This is a genomic window from Bacillus sp. FSL R9-9834 (assembly GCF_038006905.1).
Taxonomy (GTDB): Bacteria; Bacillota; Bacilli; order Bacillales; family Bacillaceae_G; genus Bacillus_A; species Bacillus_A pacificus.
In genome coordinates this window covers 3,451,118-3,472,529 of record NZ_JBBOWD010000001.1, presented here as the reverse complement: position 1 = coordinate 3,472,529, position 21,412 = coordinate 3,451,118, and the positions used below count along the sequence as shown (strand labels likewise).

The window sequence follows — 21,412 nt, the reverse complement described above, 5'->3', positions numbered from 1 at the left end:
GTGGATAATTGCCTTACTGGAGGGAGAGTATGTGGCAATTATTATAACGATGTTAGTAATGGGGATTTTATTAGGGTTTGTTGGAGCTGGGGGAGCCGGGTTTATTATCGCAATACTCACTTTAGTATTCCATATTCCTATTCACGTTGCACTTGCAACGTCTTTAACTGCTATGGCATTTACGACATTATCTGGGGTTATAAGTCATTATCGTGAAGGAAATGTAGTACTTACTATAGGCGGGATTGTTGGGGGATGTGGAGCGCTTGGTTCTTATATCGGTTCAAAAATTGGTTCACTTATACCAGGACATCTTCTTCATTGGTTTACAGCTGGGATGTTATTTTTATCTGCAATTTTTATGTTTATTAAATTAATTAAGTTTCAAAATAGGGAAGAGTTACTTTTAGCAGAGATTAAAGATTTTTCGAAAGAGAACATAATGAAATGTATATGTCTTGGATTAGTCACTGGAATGATGGCTGGTTCATTCGGGATAGGTTCTGCACCATTTATTCAACTTGGATTAATGTTTCTATTAGGATTAACGATCCAGCAATCTGTAGGAACAACAATGCTGGTTATATTGCCAATTGCGATTGGAGGTGGGCTAGGATATAGTTCAGAAGGCTACCTAGATCATATATTATTATTGCAAGTATTAATTGGGACGATGTTAGGAGCGTATATTGGGGCGAAGTTTACAAATTATGCACCAAGTATGCTTTTGAAGTTTTCAATGATTATGACACCAGTTCTAGCTGGATGCATGTTATTCATGGAATAAAAATAATATAGCAAACTAATATGTTTTACGAATGAATTATGTAAGTAATTCATATTTCCCATATAAAAGGATTTGCTTTAATATAATGAGTGTAAAGTTCGAGTATTCGAAGTACTACTTGAATTATATCCCTATCCCTTTTCTAAAAATGCGAACAAGTTTTGCCCTATTCTATTCAATATTTAATTGTATAGAAATATATTGTTCGATGACCATTATGGAACGTACATAATGGGAAAATCCCGATCCTTAAAGAGGATGCCCCTAATCTTCATGTGAAAATATGATCGGATATGAAAGCTGACCAATTTATGGTCAGCTTTCTTTTTGTTCAAAAACTATTTCTTCTTTAATTTCAGTTTGTAATAATAAAGCTTTTCCGAAACGACGTTTACATTCTGCACGCACTTTTTCAATAGCTAGTAGCTGAGTAGTAGCTGGAACTGTGACGATAGCCTGGCGAGGTTTTCGATTTTCTTCGCAAAAGACACATTCTACAACATATTTAGAAATCATGCTTTCATCCTTCCGTTTTTAATTTCTAAGAAGGAACTGCCTATGAAGTTGATGTAAATTTTCGTCATCGTTTTCCTTTTTTCCTCTTTTTTCAAGGAGAAAAGGAAAAAGGAACCGAATAGTAGTAGGGGAGGGATGTATATGGAAAGATGGATAGGCTGTGCAGCAGTATGTGTAAATGAAAGAAATGAAGTTTTAATGGTATTACAAGGACAAAAGGGTGAAGAAAAAAGGTGGTCCGTCCCAAGTGGAGGACTTGAAAAAGGAGAAACATTAGAGGAATGTTGTATCCGAGAGGTTTGGGAAGAAACAGGCTACAATGTGGAAGTTGTAAGTAAAATATACGAAAAAGAAGCGATTACATATGGGGTTCCTGTATACGTTCATTATTATATCGTAAAAAGAATAGGCGGTAGTATGAAAATCCAAGATCCTGATGAGTTAATACATGAAATTGCTTGGAAGGGGATAGATGAAATGAAGGAATTAACGCTATCTTTCCCGGAGGATTATGAGATTTTAAACAAATACATAAATAAAAAAGCGAGTGTGTAAACACTTGCTTTTTCAATGTATCCACGATAAGAAAAGCGGAACGATAACTAAACTAGCTCCTGCAGTTAAAAGCATAGATAAACTTGCGATCGTTCCCTCTACAGGACCGATTTCGAATGCTTTTGATGTGCCGGTTCCATTTGCGCTCGTTCCTAACATAATACCTTTTGCAATTGCTGTTTTAATACGGCATATACGAATGAGAGAAGGTCCGAGCAATGCTCCTGTTAACGCAGTTAAAACAACAAATACTGCTGTTAATTGTGACATACCACCAATCATTTCTGAAATGGCCATTGCAATTGGTGTCGTTACAATATGAGGTGCTAAACTATGTTCTAACGATGAATCAATTTGAAAATAATTTGCTAGTAGTGCTGAAGTAATAACTGATAGAAACGAACCGACAATGACATTAAGTAAAATAGCCATTCCATGTTTCTTGAGTAAATCAAAGTATTTATAGATTGGCCATGCAAAAGCAACTGTTGCAGGTTTTAATAATTCTGTTAACCATTGGCCTCCAGTTTCATACGTTTCATAAGATGTGTCTAGTCCGAGTAATAAAGCGATTAAAATAATAGGACAGACGAGAAGAGGAGAAAGTAAGCTCCAATTCCAGCGTTTATACATTTTCTTCGATATCCAATATGTGAATAGTGTTAATAGTAAACAAAGAAAACCGATCATTGCACGGATCCTTTCCGCTTTAGTAGCAATTCTGTTAAGAGTCCTGTAACGAGAGTGACACAAAGTGTACTAATCATAATAATTAAGATGAGATCGATTCCATATTGTGATAGTGTATCTTTGTAGCGTATGACAGCGACTGCAGAAGGAATGAAAAATAAAATAAGTTCTTTTAATAAAAAGTCTGCACCGTCCTGTATCCACTCTTTTTTCACTAGGTTAAATTTTAATGAAATTAACAATAAAAAAATACCGATAATACTTCCTGGAACTGGGAGGTGTGCCTGTTTTGCAATCCATTCACCTGTCCAAGCGAAACAAAATAATAGTAAAATTTGTCCGCTTAATTTCCACCATTTCATACAGTAACCACCTCTTTCTTTTTTTACATAAAAATTGTAAAAAAGAATTAACAAATTCTACTATACGTTCATTCAAAAAATTTGTCTAATATATAAATTATATGTTATTAATATATTAGACGTATTAATTGAAATGGAAAAGGGTGTCCAAAATGGAATTACGGCATTTGCAATATTTTGTTGTAGTGGCAGAGGAGTTACACTTTGGACGGGCGGCTGCTCGTTTACAAATGACACAACCACCGCTTAGTCAACAAATTCAGCAATTAGAAAAAGAAATGGGAGTTATGTTATTTTCAAGAACGAAGAGAAAGGTTGAATTAACAGAAGCTGGAGAAATGTTTTTGAAAGAAGTAAAAAAAGCGTTCGAACAAATTGAAAAAGCGGTAGAGATTGCACAAAGTGCCCAAAGGGGAGAAGTGGGCTCACTTTCAATTGGTTTTGTAGGTGCGGCGATATATGATATTTTACCATCTATCGTAAGGGAGTATAGAAAGAAATTTCCGAGGGTGTCTGTTGCATTACATGAATTATCTACTCCAGATCAAGTGCATGCACTTCATGATAATCGTATTGATATTGGATTTTTGCGTCCACCAATCCCAACACAATTATTAGAATTAGAGCCGATACAAAAACTATCGTGTACTTTATGTTTACCGAAGGCTCATCCACTTGCAGAGAAAGATGAAATACATATAGAAGATTTACGAGATGAACCGTTTGTATTTATTACGAGACCAGTATGGCCAGCGTTATACGATACAATTTTATCACTTTGCCGCGACGTCGGGTTTAGTCCGCGTATCGTACAAGAAGCGACGGAATATCAAACAGTTATGGGACTTGTAGCAGCAGGGATTGGAATTACAGTCATACCCGTATCGGCAAATAAATTATATAAAACAGAAGTTGTATATAAAGAACTATATGATTCTAATTTTGTTGCAGAAATGTCAGTAGCTTACAAAAAAATGAATAGCAATCCAGAGCTTTTAGAGTTTTTAAAAATTGCAAGAGAGAAGAAAAGAATAGAAGTTGAGGATGAGATTAATTAAGTTATTAAAAAGTACACCTCGTTAAACACTAAAGCGGAAAGGCAATAGTATTGCCTTTCCGCTTTAGTGTTCTTTTTTTAGTTCTATACTAAAGAGATAAACATGTTCGTTTTTGTGTTCTAGGACTAAAGACTTAGAGGAAATTCCGATTGTAGTGCGATGTTTAAAATGTCATATTTTTATACACTAGTAGTATAGAATGCGTATGTAATAAGGTAGGGGAAGAATTTTATGTCTTTATGTCGGTTAGCGAGAAAAAATATAAGAACATTTGCTGCCAAAAGGATGAAGCAATTTATGTGGATTGCTATGAGTACTATGATTTTGTTTTTTATGATATCGCTACAATTTAATGAAGTAGTTGTTGGGGAATTAGGGACTACACTTTTATTTCAAATGTGTTTTTACACGTTGTTTATCGTAGTCATTTTCATATGTATGTTTATTACATATAAAATGACGTATTCTCTTCTGCAAGTGAGGAAAGAAGAAATTAAATCTTATGTAGCAGAGAATGGGAAGAGAAATGATGTACTATGTTTATTATGTCAGGAGCAATTATTTATTTATGGAGTAGCGTTTGTGTTTGGGTTAGTTAATGGGATGTTATTTTTAAAATTGTTTACGATTATCTGTATGAAAATAGCAGGAATACAAGGGATAGATAGTGCACCGATTACAATATATGCAATCGTAGTCGTTAGTATAATTATGATCGTTATCCTTCTATTATCGATGGTGCAATGTTTTCGATTTGTTCAAAGTTTACAAGATAAAAGTTCGTTTCATTTCAAGGAAAAGGCATGAGGAATCATGCCTTTTTCTATTTTACACAGAAAAATAATCATGTTACAGTGTAAAGACCTGACAAAGAATGGGAAGGAAAGGTTGTATAGAATGACAAATGAACAATCAATTGTAAAGGTCGAGCGGTTAACGAAGCGAATCGGTTCAAAGACACTTGTAGAAAATATTAGTTTTGAAGTTAAAAAGGGTGAAGTAGTTGGTTTGCTCGGACCAAATGGCGCTGGAAAAACGACTTTAATGAGAATGATGGTCGGCATGATTCGTATGACAGAGGGCGAAGTTTGGATTGATGGTCAATCTGTAAAACAACAATTTGAAAGTACTGCTTCGAAAATTGGAGCAGTAATTGAGACACCGGAATTTTATCCTTTCTTGAGTGGCTATGAAAATTTAACATATTTCGGACGAATGAATGGGAACGTGACAGAAGAACGTATCGATGAAGTAGTGAAATTGTTAGGAATGGGACAAGTAATTGACCGCAAAGTAAAAGCATATTCACTCGGCATGAGACAACGTTTAGGAATTGCTCAAGCGCTTATTCATGATCCAGATGTATTAATATTAGACGAACCAACGAATGGATTAGATCCTAGTGGAATACATGAAATGAGAATGTACATAAAGAAAATTGCACATGAACAAGGAAAAGCTGTTCTTGTATCTAGTCACTTACTTTCAGAAGTTGAATTAATGTGTGATAGAGTTATCATTATTCAGCACGGAGAATATGTCGCGACGCAAAATATTCAGCATAATCAAAGTGAAGAGATGGAGACAATCCGTATACGCGTAGATGATGCGAATAAAGCGGCAGAAATGTTAGACCAAGATGTTTTAATAAAAGGTAATGATTTACTTATTCATGTAAAAGATGAAGAAATCCCAAATGTTATTCGTACATTGCTTGAGAAAAACATTCAAGTGTATCGTGTATATGAAGAAAGAAAAACGTTAGAAGAGCAATTTTTAGAATTAACAGGGGGAAAAGATATTGTTTAATTTAGTGTATAACGAATTGTATAAAATATTTAAGCGAAAGCGAACGATTATTCCATTTGCAGTTATTGCAGTATTAATAATCGGATTAGGATGGGTTACTGTAAAGTATCTGGAGCCGGAAACAAAAGGATGGAAAGCTGATTATACAGAACGAACTGTAGAAATTGAGAAAAAGCTAGGCATGGAAAAAGAAGCAATTTTAGCGGAACGATCTGGGGATGAGCTTGTAAAGGAATATCAGCTTAAGATGAAGCATTTAGATACAGATACAGCACCGGCAAGTAGTTCTCCACTTTCTTTCATGAGAGATACAGGCTTTATCGTATTTCCAATATTACTTCCGTTTATCCTCGTGTATGCAAGTACAATTTTTGCGAATGAATATAGCTGGGGAACATATAAATTTTTAACGATACGACCAGCGAGTCGCTTTAAAATTTTGACAGCTAAGTTTTTAGCAATTGTCATATTTGCAGCGTTATTGTTTATATTTAATATGATTTTTTCCATTTTATGTGGGCTTGTTATTTATAAATTCCAGCAGCCTGCATGGAGCGAATTTATTTTCCAAGATGGAAATATTATAAAACAAAATATTTTTGTAGAGGCTAGTAAGTATTATATTTTATCGTGGTTGCCAACGATTGTGTATGCAGCGTTTGCATTTATGATTTCTGTGCTAACAAGATCTAGCGGAGGCGCGATTGGTATTTCACTATTTCTCGCTTTATCAGGAAACATCGCATTACTAGCAGCAACTAGATATGATTGGGCGAAATATTTATTGCCAGCAAACACAGATTTATATAGTATTGCAAAGAATGGAAGCTTTATTGATGGAGTAACGTTCCCGTTTGCATCATGTATGCTACTACTTTATTTATTCGTATTTTTAGGGGTTTCTTATACTGTATTTTTAAAACGAGATTTAACTTAAAAGAAAAGCCGTTAAGCACACTCTTAACGGCTTTTCTTTATGTTAATTGTTTAAGCGCTTTTTCGGCTAATAAAGCGAAAAATTTTGCGCTGATAGGCAATGCTTGTTCATCGATAGTGAACGAGGGATGGTGCCATTCATGTGTACCACTCGTTCCCATAAAGACGAATGATCCTGGTATGTGTTGTTGATAAAAAGAGAAATCTTCGCCAGCCATGGAAGGGGTAGGGGTAATCACGTCTAGTGACATTTCCTGTGCAGTTTGTGTACATAAATGAGTAAGACTTTCATCATTATGGACGGCAGGAGGACCTGAATGAAAATGGAATTCTGTTTTTACACCTAGTGCATCAGAAACGCCCTTAATGATACGTTCCATTAAGGCTGGAATTTTTTCGCGTGTTTCAGCTTGGAAAGTACGAACAGTACCTTCTAATATTGCTTTTTCAGGAATAACGTTCCACGTATTTCCTGAATGGATGTTTGTGACGCTAACAACTGCATTATGAGATGAACTTATATTTCGGCTTACAATAGTTTGTAGTGCCATCACAATTTGAGAGGATGCGACAATTGGATCTACCCCAGCATCTGGTACAGCTGCATGTGTACCAACTCCGTGAATTTCAATTTCAAATCGATCAACTCCGGCCATAAGTGGACCATCTTTAATACCGATTGTACCTACTGGTAAATCAGGTTTGTTATGCATACCGAAAATAGCTTGTACGCCATGTAAATGCCCAGCTTCAATAACTTTGCAAGCGCCATTACTACTCTCTTCAGCCGGCTGGAATATAAAGCGAACAGTTCCATTTAGGGAAGGTTCTCTTTCTTTTAATAAATAAGCGGCACCTATAATAGCAGCTGTATGAAAATCATGCCCACAAGCGTGCATTTTTCCATGGATTTTTGAAGCGTAGGATAAATTTGTTTCTTCCTGAATAGGAAGGGCATCAATATCAGCACGGATTGCTATAAGCGGTCCGTTACTATTCCCCGAAATTTCAGCAATAACGCCCGTTTCTAAACTAGAATTGATAATTGTAATGTTTTTTTCTTCTAACCAATTCTTTATAGCTTTCGTCGTTTCGAATTCTTCGTAGGATAATTCTGGATTCTCATGTAAATTTCTACGAATAGAAATAAGTTGATCAGTTAACTGTTCTAGATTTGATGCCACTTATAATGCCCTCTTTCTTAAATAAAGTATTTACTATAAGTATACAATAATAAAAGAGAGGATTCTCAAATGAAAATCCTCTCTCGTTTATGCTGCCAACTTTTTGTGTGTATGATGTTTACGATAACGTCCACGCATTGCATAGGCAATTTGCGGGATTGCAATCCCGATTAAAATAAGTGATACACCGAACCATTGTGAAGATAGTACAGCTTCTTTTAAAACGAATACAGACATAATTGTTGTAACTGGTAGTTCCGCAGCGCCAAGAATAGTCGCTAAGCCAGAACCAATCTTTGGAATACCAATTGTAAAGGCGATAGAAGGAATGACGATACTGAATGTTCCTAAACCTAAACCGTATTTCCAAAGTCCTTCAGAAATTGCACCGTTAAAAATAAATGTTGGAGGGAATACGATCATTACTAAAGTTAAAGCACCAGCCATTAAAAGAACACCGCGTGGTAATGAAGGTACTTCAACAGCAACTTTTCCGCTCACGAAAATGTATGTTGCAAATGTAACAGCAGATAATAGGCCTAATATAATTCCAGTCGTATCGAAATCACCTGCTGATTTTTCTAGTAAACCACTTGATAAAAATGTACCTGCAAGTAAGAAAATAACAGAAATAACTTTTTCTCGTGAAGGTAAAGTTTTTGTTGCGACTGCTTCAATAATAATTCCGACCCAAACGAATTGGAATAAAAGTATAATGGCGATAGATGCTGGTACAGTTTTTAATGAAGCATAATAAAAAATTCCAGTGAAACTTGCAGATGTACCTGCAACGAATAAAATTAAAGCTTGTTTTAATGGAACACGATGTCTAGAAAATAGAAGTGTAATAGCAAGCAAAATAATCCAACCGAACAAATATTGGCTGCCAATTACCTCTCCAAGTGAAAATCCTTCTGCATATGCAAGTTTAACGAAAATAGCTAAAATCCCATAACTACACGCTCCTAATAAAACTAAAAGAGAATAACGAAGCATGAAATAGTCCTCCTATCTATATGAAATAGTTCCGTAACGGACATATATAACTAGAGGGAAGTATACAAAATTAAAAATGAAGGGTCAAATAAAAGAAAAGTGTGACATTTTATAGAATAATAATAAAAGTATGATATTTATGCATAATCTTGAAATTAGTAATAATAGAAGTATTGTAAAATCAAGTTTGTATTGTATAAAGACAGCATTTGAAAAAAATATTTTTTAATCAATATGTATATAAACGTACGAATAACATGCTAATCATTTGAGAAACTATATTACCTTTGTTATGTTAATAACATTAGAGAGGTTTTGTAGTGTAATTGAGATTTTTCTATATAAATAGAAGGAAATGAAAACGTTTTTTTAGAAAAAGTGTGAAAGGGTAGTTTTTCTTATTATCACGTTGGAAAAGTGATTTCACGAATTGTTCATAGTATTTTTATATGTTTTTGCTACAATATGTAAGGAGAGGAGTGGAATAATGCAAGATATTAGTATTTTTTTAGCGTTTGGTGCTGGGTTTTTATCATTTATTTCCCCATGTTGCTTACCGCTTTATCCGGCATTTTTATCGTACATAACAGGTATGTCGGTTTCTGAGTTGAAAGAAGAAAATGCAATGCTTCGCAAAAGAAGTATGATACATACAGCGTTTTTCTTACTTGGATTTTCAATTATATTTATTGCAATTGGATTTGGTACAAGCTTTATCGGGGGCATTTTTACGAATTATAAAGATTTAATTAGACAGTTAGGTGGTATATTTATCATCGTGTTCGGTTTCATTATTGTCGGTGTATTTAAGCCGAAGTTTTTAATGCAAGACCGTAAATTTACATTTAAGAATCGTCCGAGTGGTTATTTTGGATCTGTTCTAATTGGATTGGCATTTGCGGCAGGATGGACACCTTGTACAGGACCTATTTTAGTATCGGTTATTGGATTAGCAGCAACAAATCCAGAATCAGCAATGATTTATATGATCGCATACATACTTGGATTTGCTATCCCGTTCTTTGTACTATCATTCTTTATTACGAAAATGTCTTGGATTAAAAGAAACAGTATGAAGTTCATGAAAATCGGGGGATACATTATGATTATCATGGGTATCTTCTTATATTTTAACTGGATGACAAAAATTATCGTATATTTCTCAAGTTTATTTGGTGGTTTTACGGGTTTTTAGTATTATTCTGTGAAAATGTTGGAAATACTAACGGAAAAGCATATAATGAAAGTATATTTTGCATATAGCCACAAAAAAGGATGAGAAAATATGAACATAGTTGTTTTATCCAGTATCGTTGCTGTTTGTATGGCTGTTGGTGCGATGTTTATTCGTTTAAAAGCAGCTAAGAAACCTGCAACATTGAAAAAAATTATACTTCCACCATTTTTTATGAGTACGGGAGCGTTGATGTATGTTTTTCCTGAATTTCGATTAACTCCAGCAGAAATGTTAGAAGCAATTGGCGTCGGTTTGTTTTTCTCTATTTTTCTTATTAAAACATCTAAATTTGAGATTAGAGGACAAGAGATTTATTTGAAGCGTTCCAAAGCATTTGTTTTTATATTAATTGGATTACTTGTCGTGCGGATTGTATTTAAAACATACTTAAGCCAATCTCTTGATTTAGGACAACTTAGTGGTATGTTCTTCTTACTGGCATTTGCGATGATTGTGTCATGGAGAATTGCAATGTACCGTTCCTTTACGAAATTACAGAAGGAAATGGAAAAAGAAGATGGTTTTTATAATGAAAAAGATATGAAATTAACTTAAAAACTGTATATGTATAAAATAAAAAGACAGCGTCAAAGGCGCTGTCTTTTTATTTTATATTGCTAACATCTTCTATTCCAACCGCGCCGGATAAAACGTTCCCCATTAAAGAAACAATTTAAATTTGGTGAGACGAACGGACCGATAAACGGAATAATGTTTGGCTCTGAAGTTTCATCAACGGAAATCGGTGGTTTAGTAGGATCTGGTCTGAGTGTATAGCGAATGCGGGCGGTATTTCGAATGAGACCATTTCGTGGCTCTGCTGTTACTTGAACGATAAAACGAACAACAACGGATTCACTTGGATTAACAGTATTGATAAGAATACCGATAGTTGGGTTAGTTCCAGGACGTGCTACTCCATTTACAGTTACTGAATTTGGATAGAAAGTAACTTCAGGAGGAAGTGGGTCGGTAATGAGTACGTTATTTACTGGGATGGTGCCATTGTTAGTAAAGGTAAGTGTATATGTGATGAAATCACCGAGATGGGCGCTATTTACATTTGCGGTCTTAATAAATGTGTTTGGCTCATTAGGGTTTACTTCTATCGTAATTGGTGGTGTTGTAGTCGTTGTTGTGATAGGTGGTCTAGTCGGGTCGGGTTGAGAAGTATACGTAATGGATGCGATATTTGTAATCATTCTATTAGCTGGAAGTGTAATAACCTGTACTTGGAATGAAATAGTTACGGATGCTGTTGGATTAAGAGTTCCGACTGGAATGCCTGTGGATGGATTTGCGTTTGGAACGGGAATGTTATTAATTGTGACACTATTTGGAACGAATGATGTGCCGACAGGAAGTGAGTCTGTAACAGAAATGTCAGTGACAGGAATCGTACCTTCATTTTGGAATGTGATAGTAAATGTAATCGTATCACCTACTGAAACGATGGATTTATCAGCGGTTTTTATCGGATTAATAGTCCCAACGTTTACAGGAGTAATTGTAGTAGGTGTAGGCGTAGTAACGGATACAGGTGGTTTAGTAGGATCGGGTTGGTACTGGAAGGAAACGTTACCTTGGTTTTGAATTTCTCCGCTTGGTGGAATTGAAGTAACTAGGACACGGAAAGAAATCGTTGCGGATTCAGAAGGAGCAAGTGTTGAAATTGGGATGCCTGCTGATGGATTTGCAGTTGGTTGCGGCACGTTGTTAATTGTTACACTATTTTGGATGAACGAAGTACCGATAGGAATTGTATCAGTTACAAGTATATGATTAGCAGGAATGGTACCTGTATTTTGGAGAGAAATCGTATACGGTGCGAGACGTTCTCGAGTAAGTAATGCGGGAGCATAGGCGACAACGAGGACTATTCTTAATTGTAGAAACATCGAAAACAATAAAGAGTAGGATAACTGTTCAGGCGAGTGAGAGGAATGAAGGAGTAACGCCCCGAAACTCTCCCAGTGAGATTCCCAACTGCATACACTCGGCAGAGTGAGATGTTGGAAGCAGGGTAAAACATGCGGTTACGGTTCGTAGTGTCTATATGGATAACCGAAAGCCAGCAGGAATAATAAACCGGCTGGAACTAACTAAGTACCGTATGCTGTCAACCGACAAGGTGAGAATGTGTAAACACTGACGAACTTGCGAATGTACACCTCGATAGGTTTACGGGTCAGAAATGATTCGGAGTCTGAAAATAAGACTTGTCTAATGGATTGGAAACATCGCATAGTGACCAATCCTAACGTTGTTACAGGCAACGGAGCTAGACACGGGGTAAAGCAAGCACCTAAATCGGAGATTGAAAGATCTTTAAAACAACGATAGTCTGAACGGAACGTCGAAAGCCACTAACGTTGGGTCTATGACTCTATCGGCGGATATAGTTGAATACGAAACGGGTAACCGAGGGAAGTATTCTTAATAGTGGTGAGAGTAGTGGCACGACCGTTGAAGATTCTGTAATGGAATTGGAGGAACAGCCACAAGCCTATTTGTAGGAACTGAAATTTCATCTAATCTTGCATGGATTCTGGTAAGACTCAAAAGGTCACCAAATCAATATGAGAGTAGGTGATAGACCATGAATGATAGAACTAAGTCCACGCCAAAGAATAAGAAACTAAGACACAACGAATACTACGGTATCCAAACTTTCTTAGATAACTTATACCAGAAGGCAACAAAGAAAAATTCTTTTAAAAATTTAATGCCTATCATTATATCAGATGAAAATATACTCCTCGCGTTTCGTAATATTAAAGGAAACAAAGGGAGTAAAACAGCAGCTTGTGACAATGTAAACATTAAGGATATTGAGAGAATGGAACAAAGCTATTTCTTGAACGAAGTAAAAAGACGCTTTCAAAACTACCAACCGCAGAAAGTAAGGCGCAAGGAAATACCGAAACCCAATGGGAAAACCAGACCTCTGGGAATACCAAGTATGTGGGATAGGATTATCCAACAATGCATCTTACAAGTAATGGAGCCTATCTGTGAAGCACACTTCTGTAACCGAAGTCATGGATTTCGCCCAAACAGAAGTGCTGAAAATGCTATAGCAGACGCAACAAAACGGGTAAATCAGCAAAACCTTACATATGTGGTGGATATAGACATTCAGGGATTCTTTGACGAAGTAAGTCACGTCAAACTCATGCGCCAACTATGGACACTGGGTATTCGTGACAAACAACTACTAGTCATTATCCGGAAAATATTGAAAGCGCCAGTGCAACTGCCTAACGGCAAAACGATATTTCCGACCAAAGGTACCCCGCAAGGTGGTATCCTTAGTCCACTACTCGCCAATGTTAACCTTAACGAATTTGACTGGTGGATTAGTAATCAATGGGAAACTTTCAAAGCCAAGAAGGTAAAGCCGAGATTGAAAGATGGGATTTGGAGTAATGACACTGTAACATATTGTCTATCCAAAACATCCAAGATGAAACCAATGTATATCGTAAGATACGCAGATGATTTTAAAATCTTTACAAATACACGTAGGAATGCGGAGAAAATTTTCGAAGCAACTCAAATGTGGTTAGAAGAACGTCTAAAACTGCCTATCTCAACCGAAAAGTCTAAAGTAACCAATCTGAAAAAGCAACAGAGTGAATTCTTAGGTTTCACTCTTAAGGCTGTAAAGAAAGGTAAGAAGAACGGTAACACACGATACATTGCAGTAACACACATCTCTCCAAAAGCACTGGAAAAAACAAAACAAGATTTAGCAAAACAAGTGAAAAGGATACAGAGAACCCCAAACTCTAATGAAACAATTAAGAGAATCAGTATATACAACAGCATGGTCATTGGTAAGCACAACTATTATAAAATAGCAACGCATGCTTCCCTGGATTTCAGTAAAATGAACCATAGTCTTGGTCACATGATGTATAACAGATTCCCAAAGTCAAAAATTAGAGGAAAAAGCAACACAAACGGATACACGAATATAGGGAAATATAAAGGGAAAGACAGAGGTATTAAACCATACCTAAAGTCAAAAGCGATGAGATTTCTCATGAAATGTCCTATTTTACCAATCTCCTATATTCAACACAAAAAACCGATGATGAAAAAGCAATCTATTAACAGATACACCGCAGAAGGACGAGCCCTTATACACAAAAACTTGGCAGAAATAACCGAAGCGGAACTGAAATGGTTAAGAGAAAACCCAGTTATAAATGAACGGGCAACCATAGAATACAATGATAATCGAATTTCTCTTTATATTGCACAAAAAGGAAGATGCAGTGTAACAGGTGAGAAACTCTCGCCTTGGGACATCCACTGTCACCATAAGCGATTATGGAGTGAAACAAGGGATGACAGCTACAAAAATCTTACCATCATCAAGCCAAGTGTCCATACACTAATACACGCGACCAATATAGAAACCATAAACCAATTCCTCAATAAATTAAAACTCAACGAGGAACAGTTAGGCAAACTTAATAAATTGCGGAAATTAGTCAAAAATGAGGAAATCTGTATGTAATCACAAAATGAAGTGGATATGGAACATGAACAACTAGCGTTGTTTGCTTAGAGCTTATCATTATTAGATGAAAAGAAAACTACAATATAGGTGGACCGCGGTATGCCGTGAAAGTGGCACGTACCGTGCGGATCGGGGGAAAAGTTGGAGATAACCTCAAAGACTTACCTATCGACAATTAATGATATCACCTAAAGTAACTGTTTCCGGCGTGGCTGTTTTTTTCGGATTTAATATAGCTGTATTTACATTCGTTGTGTTAATTGGAGTAGGGTCTGTAATTGTAATAGGAGGTTCACCAGGACCTGGTTCATATGTGAAAGTAACAGTTGCTTGATTTCGAATAATACCACCAGGTGGTACACTTGTGACTCTTGCTTGGAATTGAACAGTAATTGTATCGTTTGGATTGACTGTTCCAACAGGTATACCTACAACAGGATTTGCTCCAAGATCTGGAATGCCATTTATTACAACAGTACCTGGAAGAAACGTTAACCCATTTGCTAACGGATCAGTAATGATAACGGAAGTTGCAGGGACTGATCCGCGATTTTGGAAGGTTACAGTATACGTTATGATTTCATTTATATCTACAATTTGTTTGTCTGCTAGTTTATTTGGGTTAGGTGTAGGTGTAATAACGGCTACTTCAACAGTTGGAGTAGGATCTGTAATAGTAATAGGGGGTTCGCTAGGGTTTGGCTGGAATGTGTAAGTGACAGTTGCAGTGTTTTTAATAATACCGTCTGGTGGGAGTTCAGTTACAGTAACTTGATAAGTTAATGTAACAATTTGTCCTGGAGTTACAGTCCCAACGTTTACACCATTATTTGGATTTGTTCCGGGTTGCGTGACGCCATTAATCGTAACGCTGTTCGGAATGAAAGTAGTACCAGATGGAGTAGGGTCTGTAATAATAACATCTGTCGCATTAATATTCCCGACATTTTGGAACGTAATTGTATATGTGACAGTATCACCGAGATTAATAACTTGAGGGTTAGCTTGTTTGTTAGGATTAATAGTAACTTCACTTACTTGCGTCTTTGTAGTAGGTGTAGGTGTAGTAACAGATACAGGTGGTCTAGTAGGGTCTGGCTGATATTGGAATGAAACGATCCCTTCATTTTCAATAAAACCTGTCGGTGGTATCGAAGTTACTTGAACTTGGAAAGTTACGACGGCTGAAGTGTTAGGTTCTAATGTACCGATAAGAATTCCGGAACTAGGAACGATACCTGGTTGTGGAATGCCGTTTATCGTAACGCTATTCGGAATGAAAGTAGTACCAGCTGGAATAGGATCGGTTACAAGTACATTTGTTGCAGGGACAGTTCCTGTATTTTGTAAGGAGATTGTATAGGTGATTGTGTCACCTAATAAAGCAAATGCTTTATCAGCGGATTTTGTAGGGTTCGTTGTTGCGGTATTGACATTTGTAGTAGTAGGTGGAGTCGGTGTAGTTACTGTTACTGGGGGTTCTCCAGGATTAGGCTGGAATGTGTAGGTGATAGTAGCTTCATTTATAAGAATTCCGTTTGGGGGTATTGAAACAACACGAACTTGGAAAGTTACAATGATCGATTCACTAGGGTTTAATGTGCCAAGAGGTATGCCAAGAGCTGGATCTACATTACTAGTTGGAGTGCCGTTAATTGTAACGCTATTTGGAATGAAAGTAGCTCCTGTTGGGATTGGGTCTGTAAAGACGATGTCTGTCAGTTGTACTGTTTGTAAATTTTGGAATGTAACAGTGTACGTAATAATATCACCTATATCAACATTGTTACGATCAGCTGTTTTTGCTGGATTAATAATGGTGTTAATGATTTCAGTATTAACTGGTGGTGTTTCTTCTGTTTCTGTAATAGGAGGTTCATTTGGATTAGGCTGAGAGGTAAAGTTGACTGAACCAACATTTGTAACAACCCCGTTAGGAGGTATATTCGTAATCGTTACTTGGAACGTAATGGTTATTATTTGATTTGGTTGTATTGTACCAATGAGTATCCCAATGCTTGGATCAACACCTGGTTGTGAAAGGCCATTTACTGTAACAGAATCTACAATAAATTGTGTGCCTACTGGTGGTTGATCAATGACAGATACATTTGTCATAGGAATATTTCCAGTGTTTTCAAGGGTGATTGTATAAGTGAGTGCATCGCCAATGTTAGCGATTGGTAAATCTACTGTTTTTGTTGACTCTAATTCTGCATTTTGTACAATTGTTTCTGCGATTGGAGTCGGTGTGGTTGTTGTAATAGGCGGGAGTGTCGGATCTGGTTGAGATGTGTAAGTGACATTTGCTTCATTTGAGATAATGCCATTTGGTGGTAAAGTTGTTATTTGTACTTCTAAAGTAACAGTCACTATTTGTCTAGGGTTTAATGTGCCAACTGGGATTCCTGTTTCAGGGGTCAAATTAGGTTGTGGAATGCCATTAATCGTAATGCTACCAAGGATAAATGTAGTTCCAGTAGGGACAGAATCTGTAATAATGACATCAGTTGCAGGTATATTACCGGTATTTTGAAGGGTAATTGTATAAGTGAGCGTATCACCAATACTTGCAAACTCACGATCCACTGTTTTTTGCGGGTTCGGGTTAGCGGTACGAACAGGTAAAGTTACGGTAGGAGTCGTTTCTGTTGTTGTAATAGGAGGTTCGCTTGGATTAGGCTGAGAAGTGTAGGTAACACTTGCTGTATTTTCTATTTTTCCATTAGGAGGAATAGCGTTTATTTGAATCTGGAATGTAACAGTAACTGTCTCGCCGGGATTAACTGTTCCAACAGGAATTCCTGTGACTGGACTTACGCCGGGTTGAGCGACATTGTTTACAGTAACACTATTCGTAATAAAAGTTGTACCCGGTGGCAAAGAATCTGTAATTGTTACACCAGTAGCAGGTATAGTTCCTTGGTTTGTAAATGTGACAGTATAAGTTACAATATCGTCAATTTCTGCAAACGTAAGGTTTGCTGTTTTTGTTGGACTTATGACTACAGTTTGGATAGGAGTCGTTGTTTCAGGAGTTGTTTCTGTTTTTGTGACTGGAGGTAAATTTGGATCCGGTTGATAATTAAATGTTGCACTACCTTGATTTCGGATTTCGCCGCTAGCAGGGATGTTTATTACTCGTACTTGGAAAGTAATCGTTGCGCGTTCGGATGGCGCTAAAGTTCCAAGTGAAATTCCTGATGATGGATTTGTTCCTGCTTGAGGAATCCCATTAATCGTAACACTATCTGGAATAAATACAGTACCGGCAGGGATAGAATCTATTACTGTTATATTCGTAGCAGGAACAGTACCGGTGTTTTGAAATGAGAGAGTATAGGTAATGACATCATTTAATGCAACGAAGGAGCGATCTGCTGTTTTTTGTGGATTTAGTGTAGCGGTATTAACTGCTGTTTCTGTTTCAGGAGTTGTAATAGTTGTCGTAACGGGAGGTTCATTTGGATTTGGCTCGTATGTGAATGTAATATTTGCTTGATTTCTAATAACTCCTCCGGGCGGGATACTATTTACTACACCTTGGAACGTAACTGTAATACTTTGACCGGGATTTACAGTGCCGACGGGTATACCAATTTCAGGGTTTTCTCCAAGTTGTGATGTGCCATTTACGACAACGCTACCTGGAACGAAAGAAACACCAGATGGAAGTGCATCTTTTATAATAACATTTGTAGAGGGGACGGTCCCTCTATTTTGGAATGTTACAGTAAAAGTAATCGTATCCCCTATATCAGCAACTTGTCGATCAGCAGATTTTGTAGTCGTTGGATTAGGATTATTAATTGGAATGTTTACACTTGGAGTGGTAGTAGTTGTTGTAACAGGAGGCTCACTTGGGTTCGGTTGATATTGGTAAGTGAAGGATGCTTGGTTTCTAATTATTCCATCAGGTGGTAAGTTTGTAACGACAACTTGATACGTGATTGTTTTCGTTTCTCCGACAGAAATGGTACCAAGTGGTATACCAAGTGATGGGGCTGCTCCTGGCGTTGTAATGCCATCGATTGTAACACTATTTGGAACGAAAATAGTCCCGTTAGGTGTAGGGTCTGTAACGACTACATTTGTAGCCGGAACGGTCCCGTTATTTGTAAATGTGACCGTGTAGGTAATCGTATCTCCTAAATCAGCAACTTGTTTGTCGGCAGATTTTGTAGGCGCTGTAATAACGGTCCCAACTTGAGTTTCAGTTTTAGGAGTTGGGGTAGTTGTTGTAACAGGAGGCTCATTTGGATTAACAATATAATTAAATGATACACTGCCTTGGTTTTCTATAATTCCATTTGGCGGGACACTTGTAACTTGAACTTGGAATGTAATTGTTTTTGCTTGATTTGGATTTAAAGTACCGATTGATATACCGTTTTCAGGATTACTGTTAGGTTGTGAGACACCATCAATCGTGACGCTATTTGGAATAAATGTTGTACCGTTTGGAATTGGATCTGTTAGTACAATATTTGTTGAGGGAACAGTGCCGTTATTTTGTAAACTAATTGTATACGTAATAACATCACCAATATCAGCGAAAGTACGATTAGCAGATTTTGTAGGGTTAACTGTAGCGGTATTAACAGAGACTGTAGTAGGTGCTGTCGGTTCGGTTGTGGTAACCGGCGGTCTTGTTGGATCTGGCTGGTACGTATATGTCGTTGAAGCTTCGTTTGTAATAACACCGCCAGCTGGAATTTGTGTAACAAGAACTTGGAAAGATAGTGTTTTGGTTTCACCGGGATTAATTGTTCCAACCGGGATTCCTAGTGCGGGATTTGAATTTGGAACCGGTACATTATTTAAGATTACGCTATTCGGAATGAATGTTGTACCAGTAGGAATGGTATCAGTAAAAACTACATTTGTAGCAGGGATCGTACCATCATTAGTGAAAGTAATCGTATACGTAATAACATCACCAATATCAACAGTAGTTTTATCCGCCGTTTTAACAGGGTTTGTAATAGCGGTGTTAACAGGAGTAGTAGTAGGTGGTGTAGGGTTTGTTGTTGTAATAGCTGGTTTTGTAGGATCTGGTTGATACGTAAATGTTGTGGTTCCGATATTTCGGATTAGGCCATTCTCTGGGAGAGAGGTAACTTGAACTTGGAAAGTGACAGTGACAGTATTACCAGCTGCGATTGTACCAATTTGTATACCACCAGAAGGATTTACGCCAGGTTGTGAAGTACCGTTAATTGTGACGCTATTCGGAATAAATGTAGTGCTACTTGGAATTGGATCAGTTACAATAACGTTCGTTGCAGCGATGTTTCCTGTATTTGGTACAGTAATCGTATACGTAATAATATCACCGATATCAGCAATTTGTGGACTAGCGGTTTTTGTTGGATTTACAATTGCAGTTCGTACAGAAGTAGTTGTTGGAGGTGGTGTTATCGTAGTGGTTGTTGGGGGTTCAGCCGGATTCGGTTGCGACGTAAATGTTACATTTGCTTCGTTGGTAATCGTTCCGTTAGCTGGAAGGGAAGTGACTTGGACTTGAAATGTGACAGTTGTAGTTTGGCCAGCAGGAATTGTACCTAGCGGAATATTTGTTGGAGTTACGCCAGATTGTGCCGTTCCATTAACTGTAACACTGTTGGGAATAAAAGTAGTGCCAGTAGGGATAGGGTCTGTGATAGAAACGTTTGTCGCTGAAATATTACCGTTATTTGGAATGGTAATCGTATACGTAATGATGTCACCAATATTTACAATTTGTTGGTTTGCACTTTTAGTTGGATTAATGATAGTAGCATTAATTTGTGTTTCAACTATATTACTTGTAGAGTTTCTGTTAATTGGTGGTTGGTTTGGTGGATTATATTGAAAACTTGAAGTTGCACTATTTGGAATAGGGTTAGGTGTAGGGAGAGTATTAACTCGAACTTGAAACGTAATTGTAGCATTCCCGTTTGCAGCAATCGTTCCTACATTTATTCCAGTAGCAGGATTATCTGTAGTAGAAGTACCATTAACTGTAACGCTACCCGGTACGAACGATGTGCCGGCAGGAGGTGTGTCTGTAATGATAACATTATTAGCAGCTAATGGGGCTTGATTTGTGGCCGTAATTGTATACGTAATCGTATCACCGATAGTAGCAATTGTTTTATCTACTGCTTTTGTTAATGCGACATTAGCTGTGAAAATATCTGTATTAACTATATTGCTTGTTGTTGTACGTGTGATAGTGGGTGCGTTAGGTGCAGGTTGAAATTCGTATCCAAATGATGCTACGTTACTGGCGACAGGTGGGGTAGGAATACTTGTTACATCTACTTGGAAAGTAATTGTAACAGAGCCACCAGCCGGAATATTATTAATAGGAATTCCAGTTGAAGGATTGCCGGCTGTTGGAGTACCATTAACAGTTACACTGTTTGGAACGAAAGTGGTGCCAGCAGGTATAGGGTCTGTAAATGTAACGTTTTGTGCAGGTAGTGTTCCGGTATTTTGGACAACGATTGTATAGGTTAAACGACTTCCTATTGTTGCTATTGCCATTAGATTCGTCCTTTCTAAATGAATTTAAATCCGATCAATAGTTAGACATTTACAAATAGTATCCATTTAAAATTGAAAGCTGGTTCTATTTGTAAAAAAATATGAAAAATGAGCTCGTCATTGCATCCTATTCAAATATAAATGAATAGGAATAGGCAAAGGCTTTTTTTTTGCCTAAATTAGCTCGTACGTATATAAATGGAACTTTTTCGTTTTGCTC

At 37.0% G+C, this 21,412-nt stretch carries 14 protein-coding genes and 3 pseudogenes; 10 read left to right on the top strand and 7 right to left on the bottom strand.

The genetic code is table 11. The features are described from left to right. Positions 1 to 31: 31 nt before the first annotated feature. Positions 32 to 787, top strand: coding sequence for a sulfite exporter TauE/SafE family protein (locus tag MKY00_RS17960; RefSeq protein ID WP_000974645.1), 756 nt, complete (start codon positions 32 to 34; stop codon positions 785 to 787). Between the two features lie 315 nt (positions 788 to 1,102). Here MKY00_RS17960 and MKY00_RS17955 read toward each other — a convergent pair whose 3' ends face one another. Continuing rightward, positions 1,103 to 1,303 (bottom strand): DUF3903 domain-containing protein, encoded by a 201-nt coding sequence (locus MKY00_RS17955; protein WP_000624205.1) that lies wholly within the window; start codon positions 1,301 to 1,303, stop codon positions 1,103 to 1,105. Between the two features lie 141 nt (positions 1,304 to 1,444). Here MKY00_RS17955 and MKY00_RS17950 point away from each other — a divergent pair, with 141 nt between their 5' ends. Next, positions 1,445 to 1,858 carry an NUDIX hydrolase gene (locus tag MKY00_RS17950; RefSeq protein ID WP_016718256.1) on the top strand — a complete coding sequence of 138 codons (414 nt, stop codon included), beginning with the start codon at positions 1,445 to 1,447 and terminating at the stop codon, positions 1,856 to 1,858. A 12-nt stretch (positions 1,859 to 1,870) separates the two neighbouring features. Here the strand turns inward: MKY00_RS17950 and MKY00_RS17945 are convergent, their stop codons facing one another. Together MKY00_RS17945 and MKY00_RS17940 are read right to left on the bottom strand one after the other, a co-directional pair. Beyond that, positions 1,871 to 2,548: an LrgB family protein gene (locus tag MKY00_RS17945; protein ID WP_000578951.1), complete on the bottom strand. Its 678-nt coding sequence runs from the start codon at positions 2,546 to 2,548 to the stop codon at positions 1,871 to 1,873. Further along, the gene (locus tag MKY00_RS17940) at positions 2,545 to 2,910 is read right to left on the bottom strand and encodes a CidA/LrgA family holin-like protein (RefSeq protein WP_000872364.1); all 366 of its coding nucleotides are present in this window, start codon (positions 2,908 to 2,910) and stop codon (positions 2,545 to 2,547) included. The genes MKY00_RS17945 and MKY00_RS17940 overlap by 4 nt, the downstream gene beginning before the upstream one ends. 152 nt (positions 2,911 to 3,062) lie before the next feature. Between MKY00_RS17940 and alsR the strand changes: the two genes are divergently transcribed. The 4 genes from alsR to MKY00_RS17920 all read left to right on the top strand — a co-directional run bounded on the left by alsR (position 3,063) and on the right by MKY00_RS17920 (position 6,714). Then, a complete protein-coding gene (alsR, locus tag MKY00_RS17935) occupies positions 3,063 to 3,968 on the top strand; it encodes an acetoin biosynthesis transcriptional regulator AlsR (RefSeq protein ID WP_000423223.1) in 906 nt (301 codons plus the stop codon). Positions 3,969 to 4,199: 231 nt separating this feature from the next. Beyond that, positions 4,200 to 4,775 (top strand): FtsX-like permease family protein, encoded by a 576-nt coding sequence (locus MKY00_RS17930; RefSeq protein WP_016718255.1) that lies wholly within the window; start codon positions 4,200 to 4,202, stop codon positions 4,773 to 4,775. 90 nt (positions 4,776 to 4,865) lie between these two features. Beyond that, positions 4,866 to 5,777 (top strand): ABC transporter ATP-binding protein, encoded by a 912-nt coding sequence (locus tag MKY00_RS17925; RefSeq protein WP_000180642.1) that lies wholly within the window; start codon positions 4,866 to 4,868, stop codon positions 5,775 to 5,777. After that, positions 5,770 to 6,714: an ABC transporter permease gene (locus MKY00_RS17920; protein WP_000482765.1), complete on the top strand. Its 945-nt coding sequence runs from the start codon at positions 5,770 to 5,772 to the stop codon at positions 6,712 to 6,714. The genes MKY00_RS17925 and MKY00_RS17920 overlap by 8 nt, the downstream gene beginning before the upstream one ends. 37 nt (positions 6,715 to 6,751) lie before the next feature. On the opposite strand, the gene MKY00_RS17915 is transcribed toward MKY00_RS17920, so the two are convergent. Together MKY00_RS17915 and MKY00_RS17910 are read right to left on the bottom strand one after the other, a co-directional pair. Beyond that, a complete protein-coding gene (locus MKY00_RS17915) occupies positions 6,752 to 7,897 on the bottom strand; it encodes a M20 peptidase aminoacylase family protein (protein ID WP_000157891.1) in 1,146 nt (381 codons plus the stop codon). 87 nt (positions 7,898 to 7,984) lie between these two features. Beyond that, positions 7,985 to 8,893: an EamA family transporter gene (locus tag MKY00_RS17910; RefSeq protein ID WP_000947030.1), complete on the bottom strand. Its 909-nt coding sequence runs from the start codon at positions 8,891 to 8,893 to the stop codon at positions 7,985 to 7,987. A gap of 326 nt (positions 8,894 to 9,219) precedes the next feature. On the opposite strand from MKY00_RS17910, the pseudogene MKY00_RS17905 reads away from it, so the two are divergent. From MKY00_RS17905 to MKY00_RS17895, 3 genes and pseudogenes are all read left to right on the top strand, one after another. Next, positions 9,220 to 9,364: pseudogene (locus MKY00_RS17905) on the top strand (peptidase T). A gap of 16 nt (positions 9,365 to 9,380) precedes the next feature. Further along, positions 9,381 to 10,088, top strand: a complete 708-nt coding sequence (gene ccdA, locus MKY00_RS17900; RefSeq protein WP_016718254.1) for a cytochrome c-type biogenesis protein CcdA — start codon at positions 9,381 to 9,383, stop codon at positions 10,086 to 10,088. Between the two features lie 90 nt (positions 10,089 to 10,178). Then, entirely contained in the window at positions 10,179 to 10,685 is a 507-nt protein-coding gene (locus MKY00_RS17895; protein ID WP_001028639.1) for a CcdC family protein, read from the top strand. A 62-nt stretch (positions 10,686 to 10,747) separates the two neighbouring features. Here the strand turns inward: MKY00_RS17895 and MKY00_RS17890 are convergent. Then, positions 10,748 to 11,956: pseudogene (locus tag MKY00_RS17890) on the bottom strand (hypothetical protein); the annotation flags it as partial. A 773-nt stretch (positions 11,957 to 12,729) separates the two neighbouring features. Here MKY00_RS17890 and ltrA point away from each other — a divergent pair. Further along, positions 12,730 to 14,658, top strand: a complete 1,929-nt coding sequence (gene ltrA, locus MKY00_RS17885) for a group II intron reverse transcriptase/maturase (protein ID WP_000999901.1) — start codon at positions 12,730 to 12,732, stop codon at positions 14,656 to 14,658. A gap of 180 nt (positions 14,659 to 14,838) precedes the next feature. Here ltrA and MKY00_RS17880 read toward each other — a convergent pair. Continuing rightward, positions 14,839 to 21,192: pseudogene (locus MKY00_RS17880) on the bottom strand (DUF7507 domain-containing protein); the annotation flags it as partial. Positions 21,193 to 21,412 lie beyond the last annotated feature (220 nt).

Coding starts and splice junctions, on each gene's coding strand:
- MKY00_RS17955 (WP_000624205.1), bottom strand. CDS start 1,303: ATGATTTCTAAATATGTTGTAGAATGTGTCTTTTGCGAAGAAAATCGA.
- MKY00_RS17950 (WP_016718256.1), top strand. CDS start 1,445: ATGGAAAGATGGATAGGCTGTGCAGCAGTATGTGTAAATGAAAGAAAT.
- MKY00_RS17945 (WP_000578951.1), bottom strand. CDS start 2,548: ATGATCGGTTTTCTTTGTTTACTATTAACACTATTCACATATTGGATA.
- MKY00_RS17940 (WP_000872364.1), bottom strand. CDS start 2,910: ATGAAATGGTGGAAATTAAGCGGACAAATTTTACTATTATTTTGTTTC.
- alsR (WP_000423223.1), top strand. CDS start 3,063: ATGGAATTACGGCATTTGCAATATTTTGTTGTAGTGGCAGAGGAGTTA.
- MKY00_RS17930 (WP_016718255.1), top strand. CDS start 4,200: ATGTCTTTATGTCGGTTAGCGAGAAAAAATATAAGAACATTTGCTGCC.
- MKY00_RS17925 (WP_000180642.1), top strand. CDS start 4,866: ATGACAAATGAACAATCAATTGTAAAGGTCGAGCGGTTAACGAAGCGA.
- MKY00_RS17910 (WP_000947030.1), bottom strand. CDS start 8,893: ATGCTTCGTTATTCTCTTTTAGTTTTATTAGGAGCGTGTAGTTATGGG.
- ccdA (WP_016718254.1), top strand. CDS start 9,381: ATGCAAGATATTAGTATTTTTTTAGCGTTTGGTGCTGGGTTTTTATCA.
- MKY00_RS17895 (WP_001028639.1), top strand. CDS start 10,179: ATGAACATAGTTGTTTTATCCAGTATCGTTGCTGTTTGTATGGCTGTT.
- ltrA (WP_000999901.1), top strand. CDS start 12,730: ATGAATGATAGAACTAAGTCCACGCCAAAGAATAAGAAACTAAGACAC.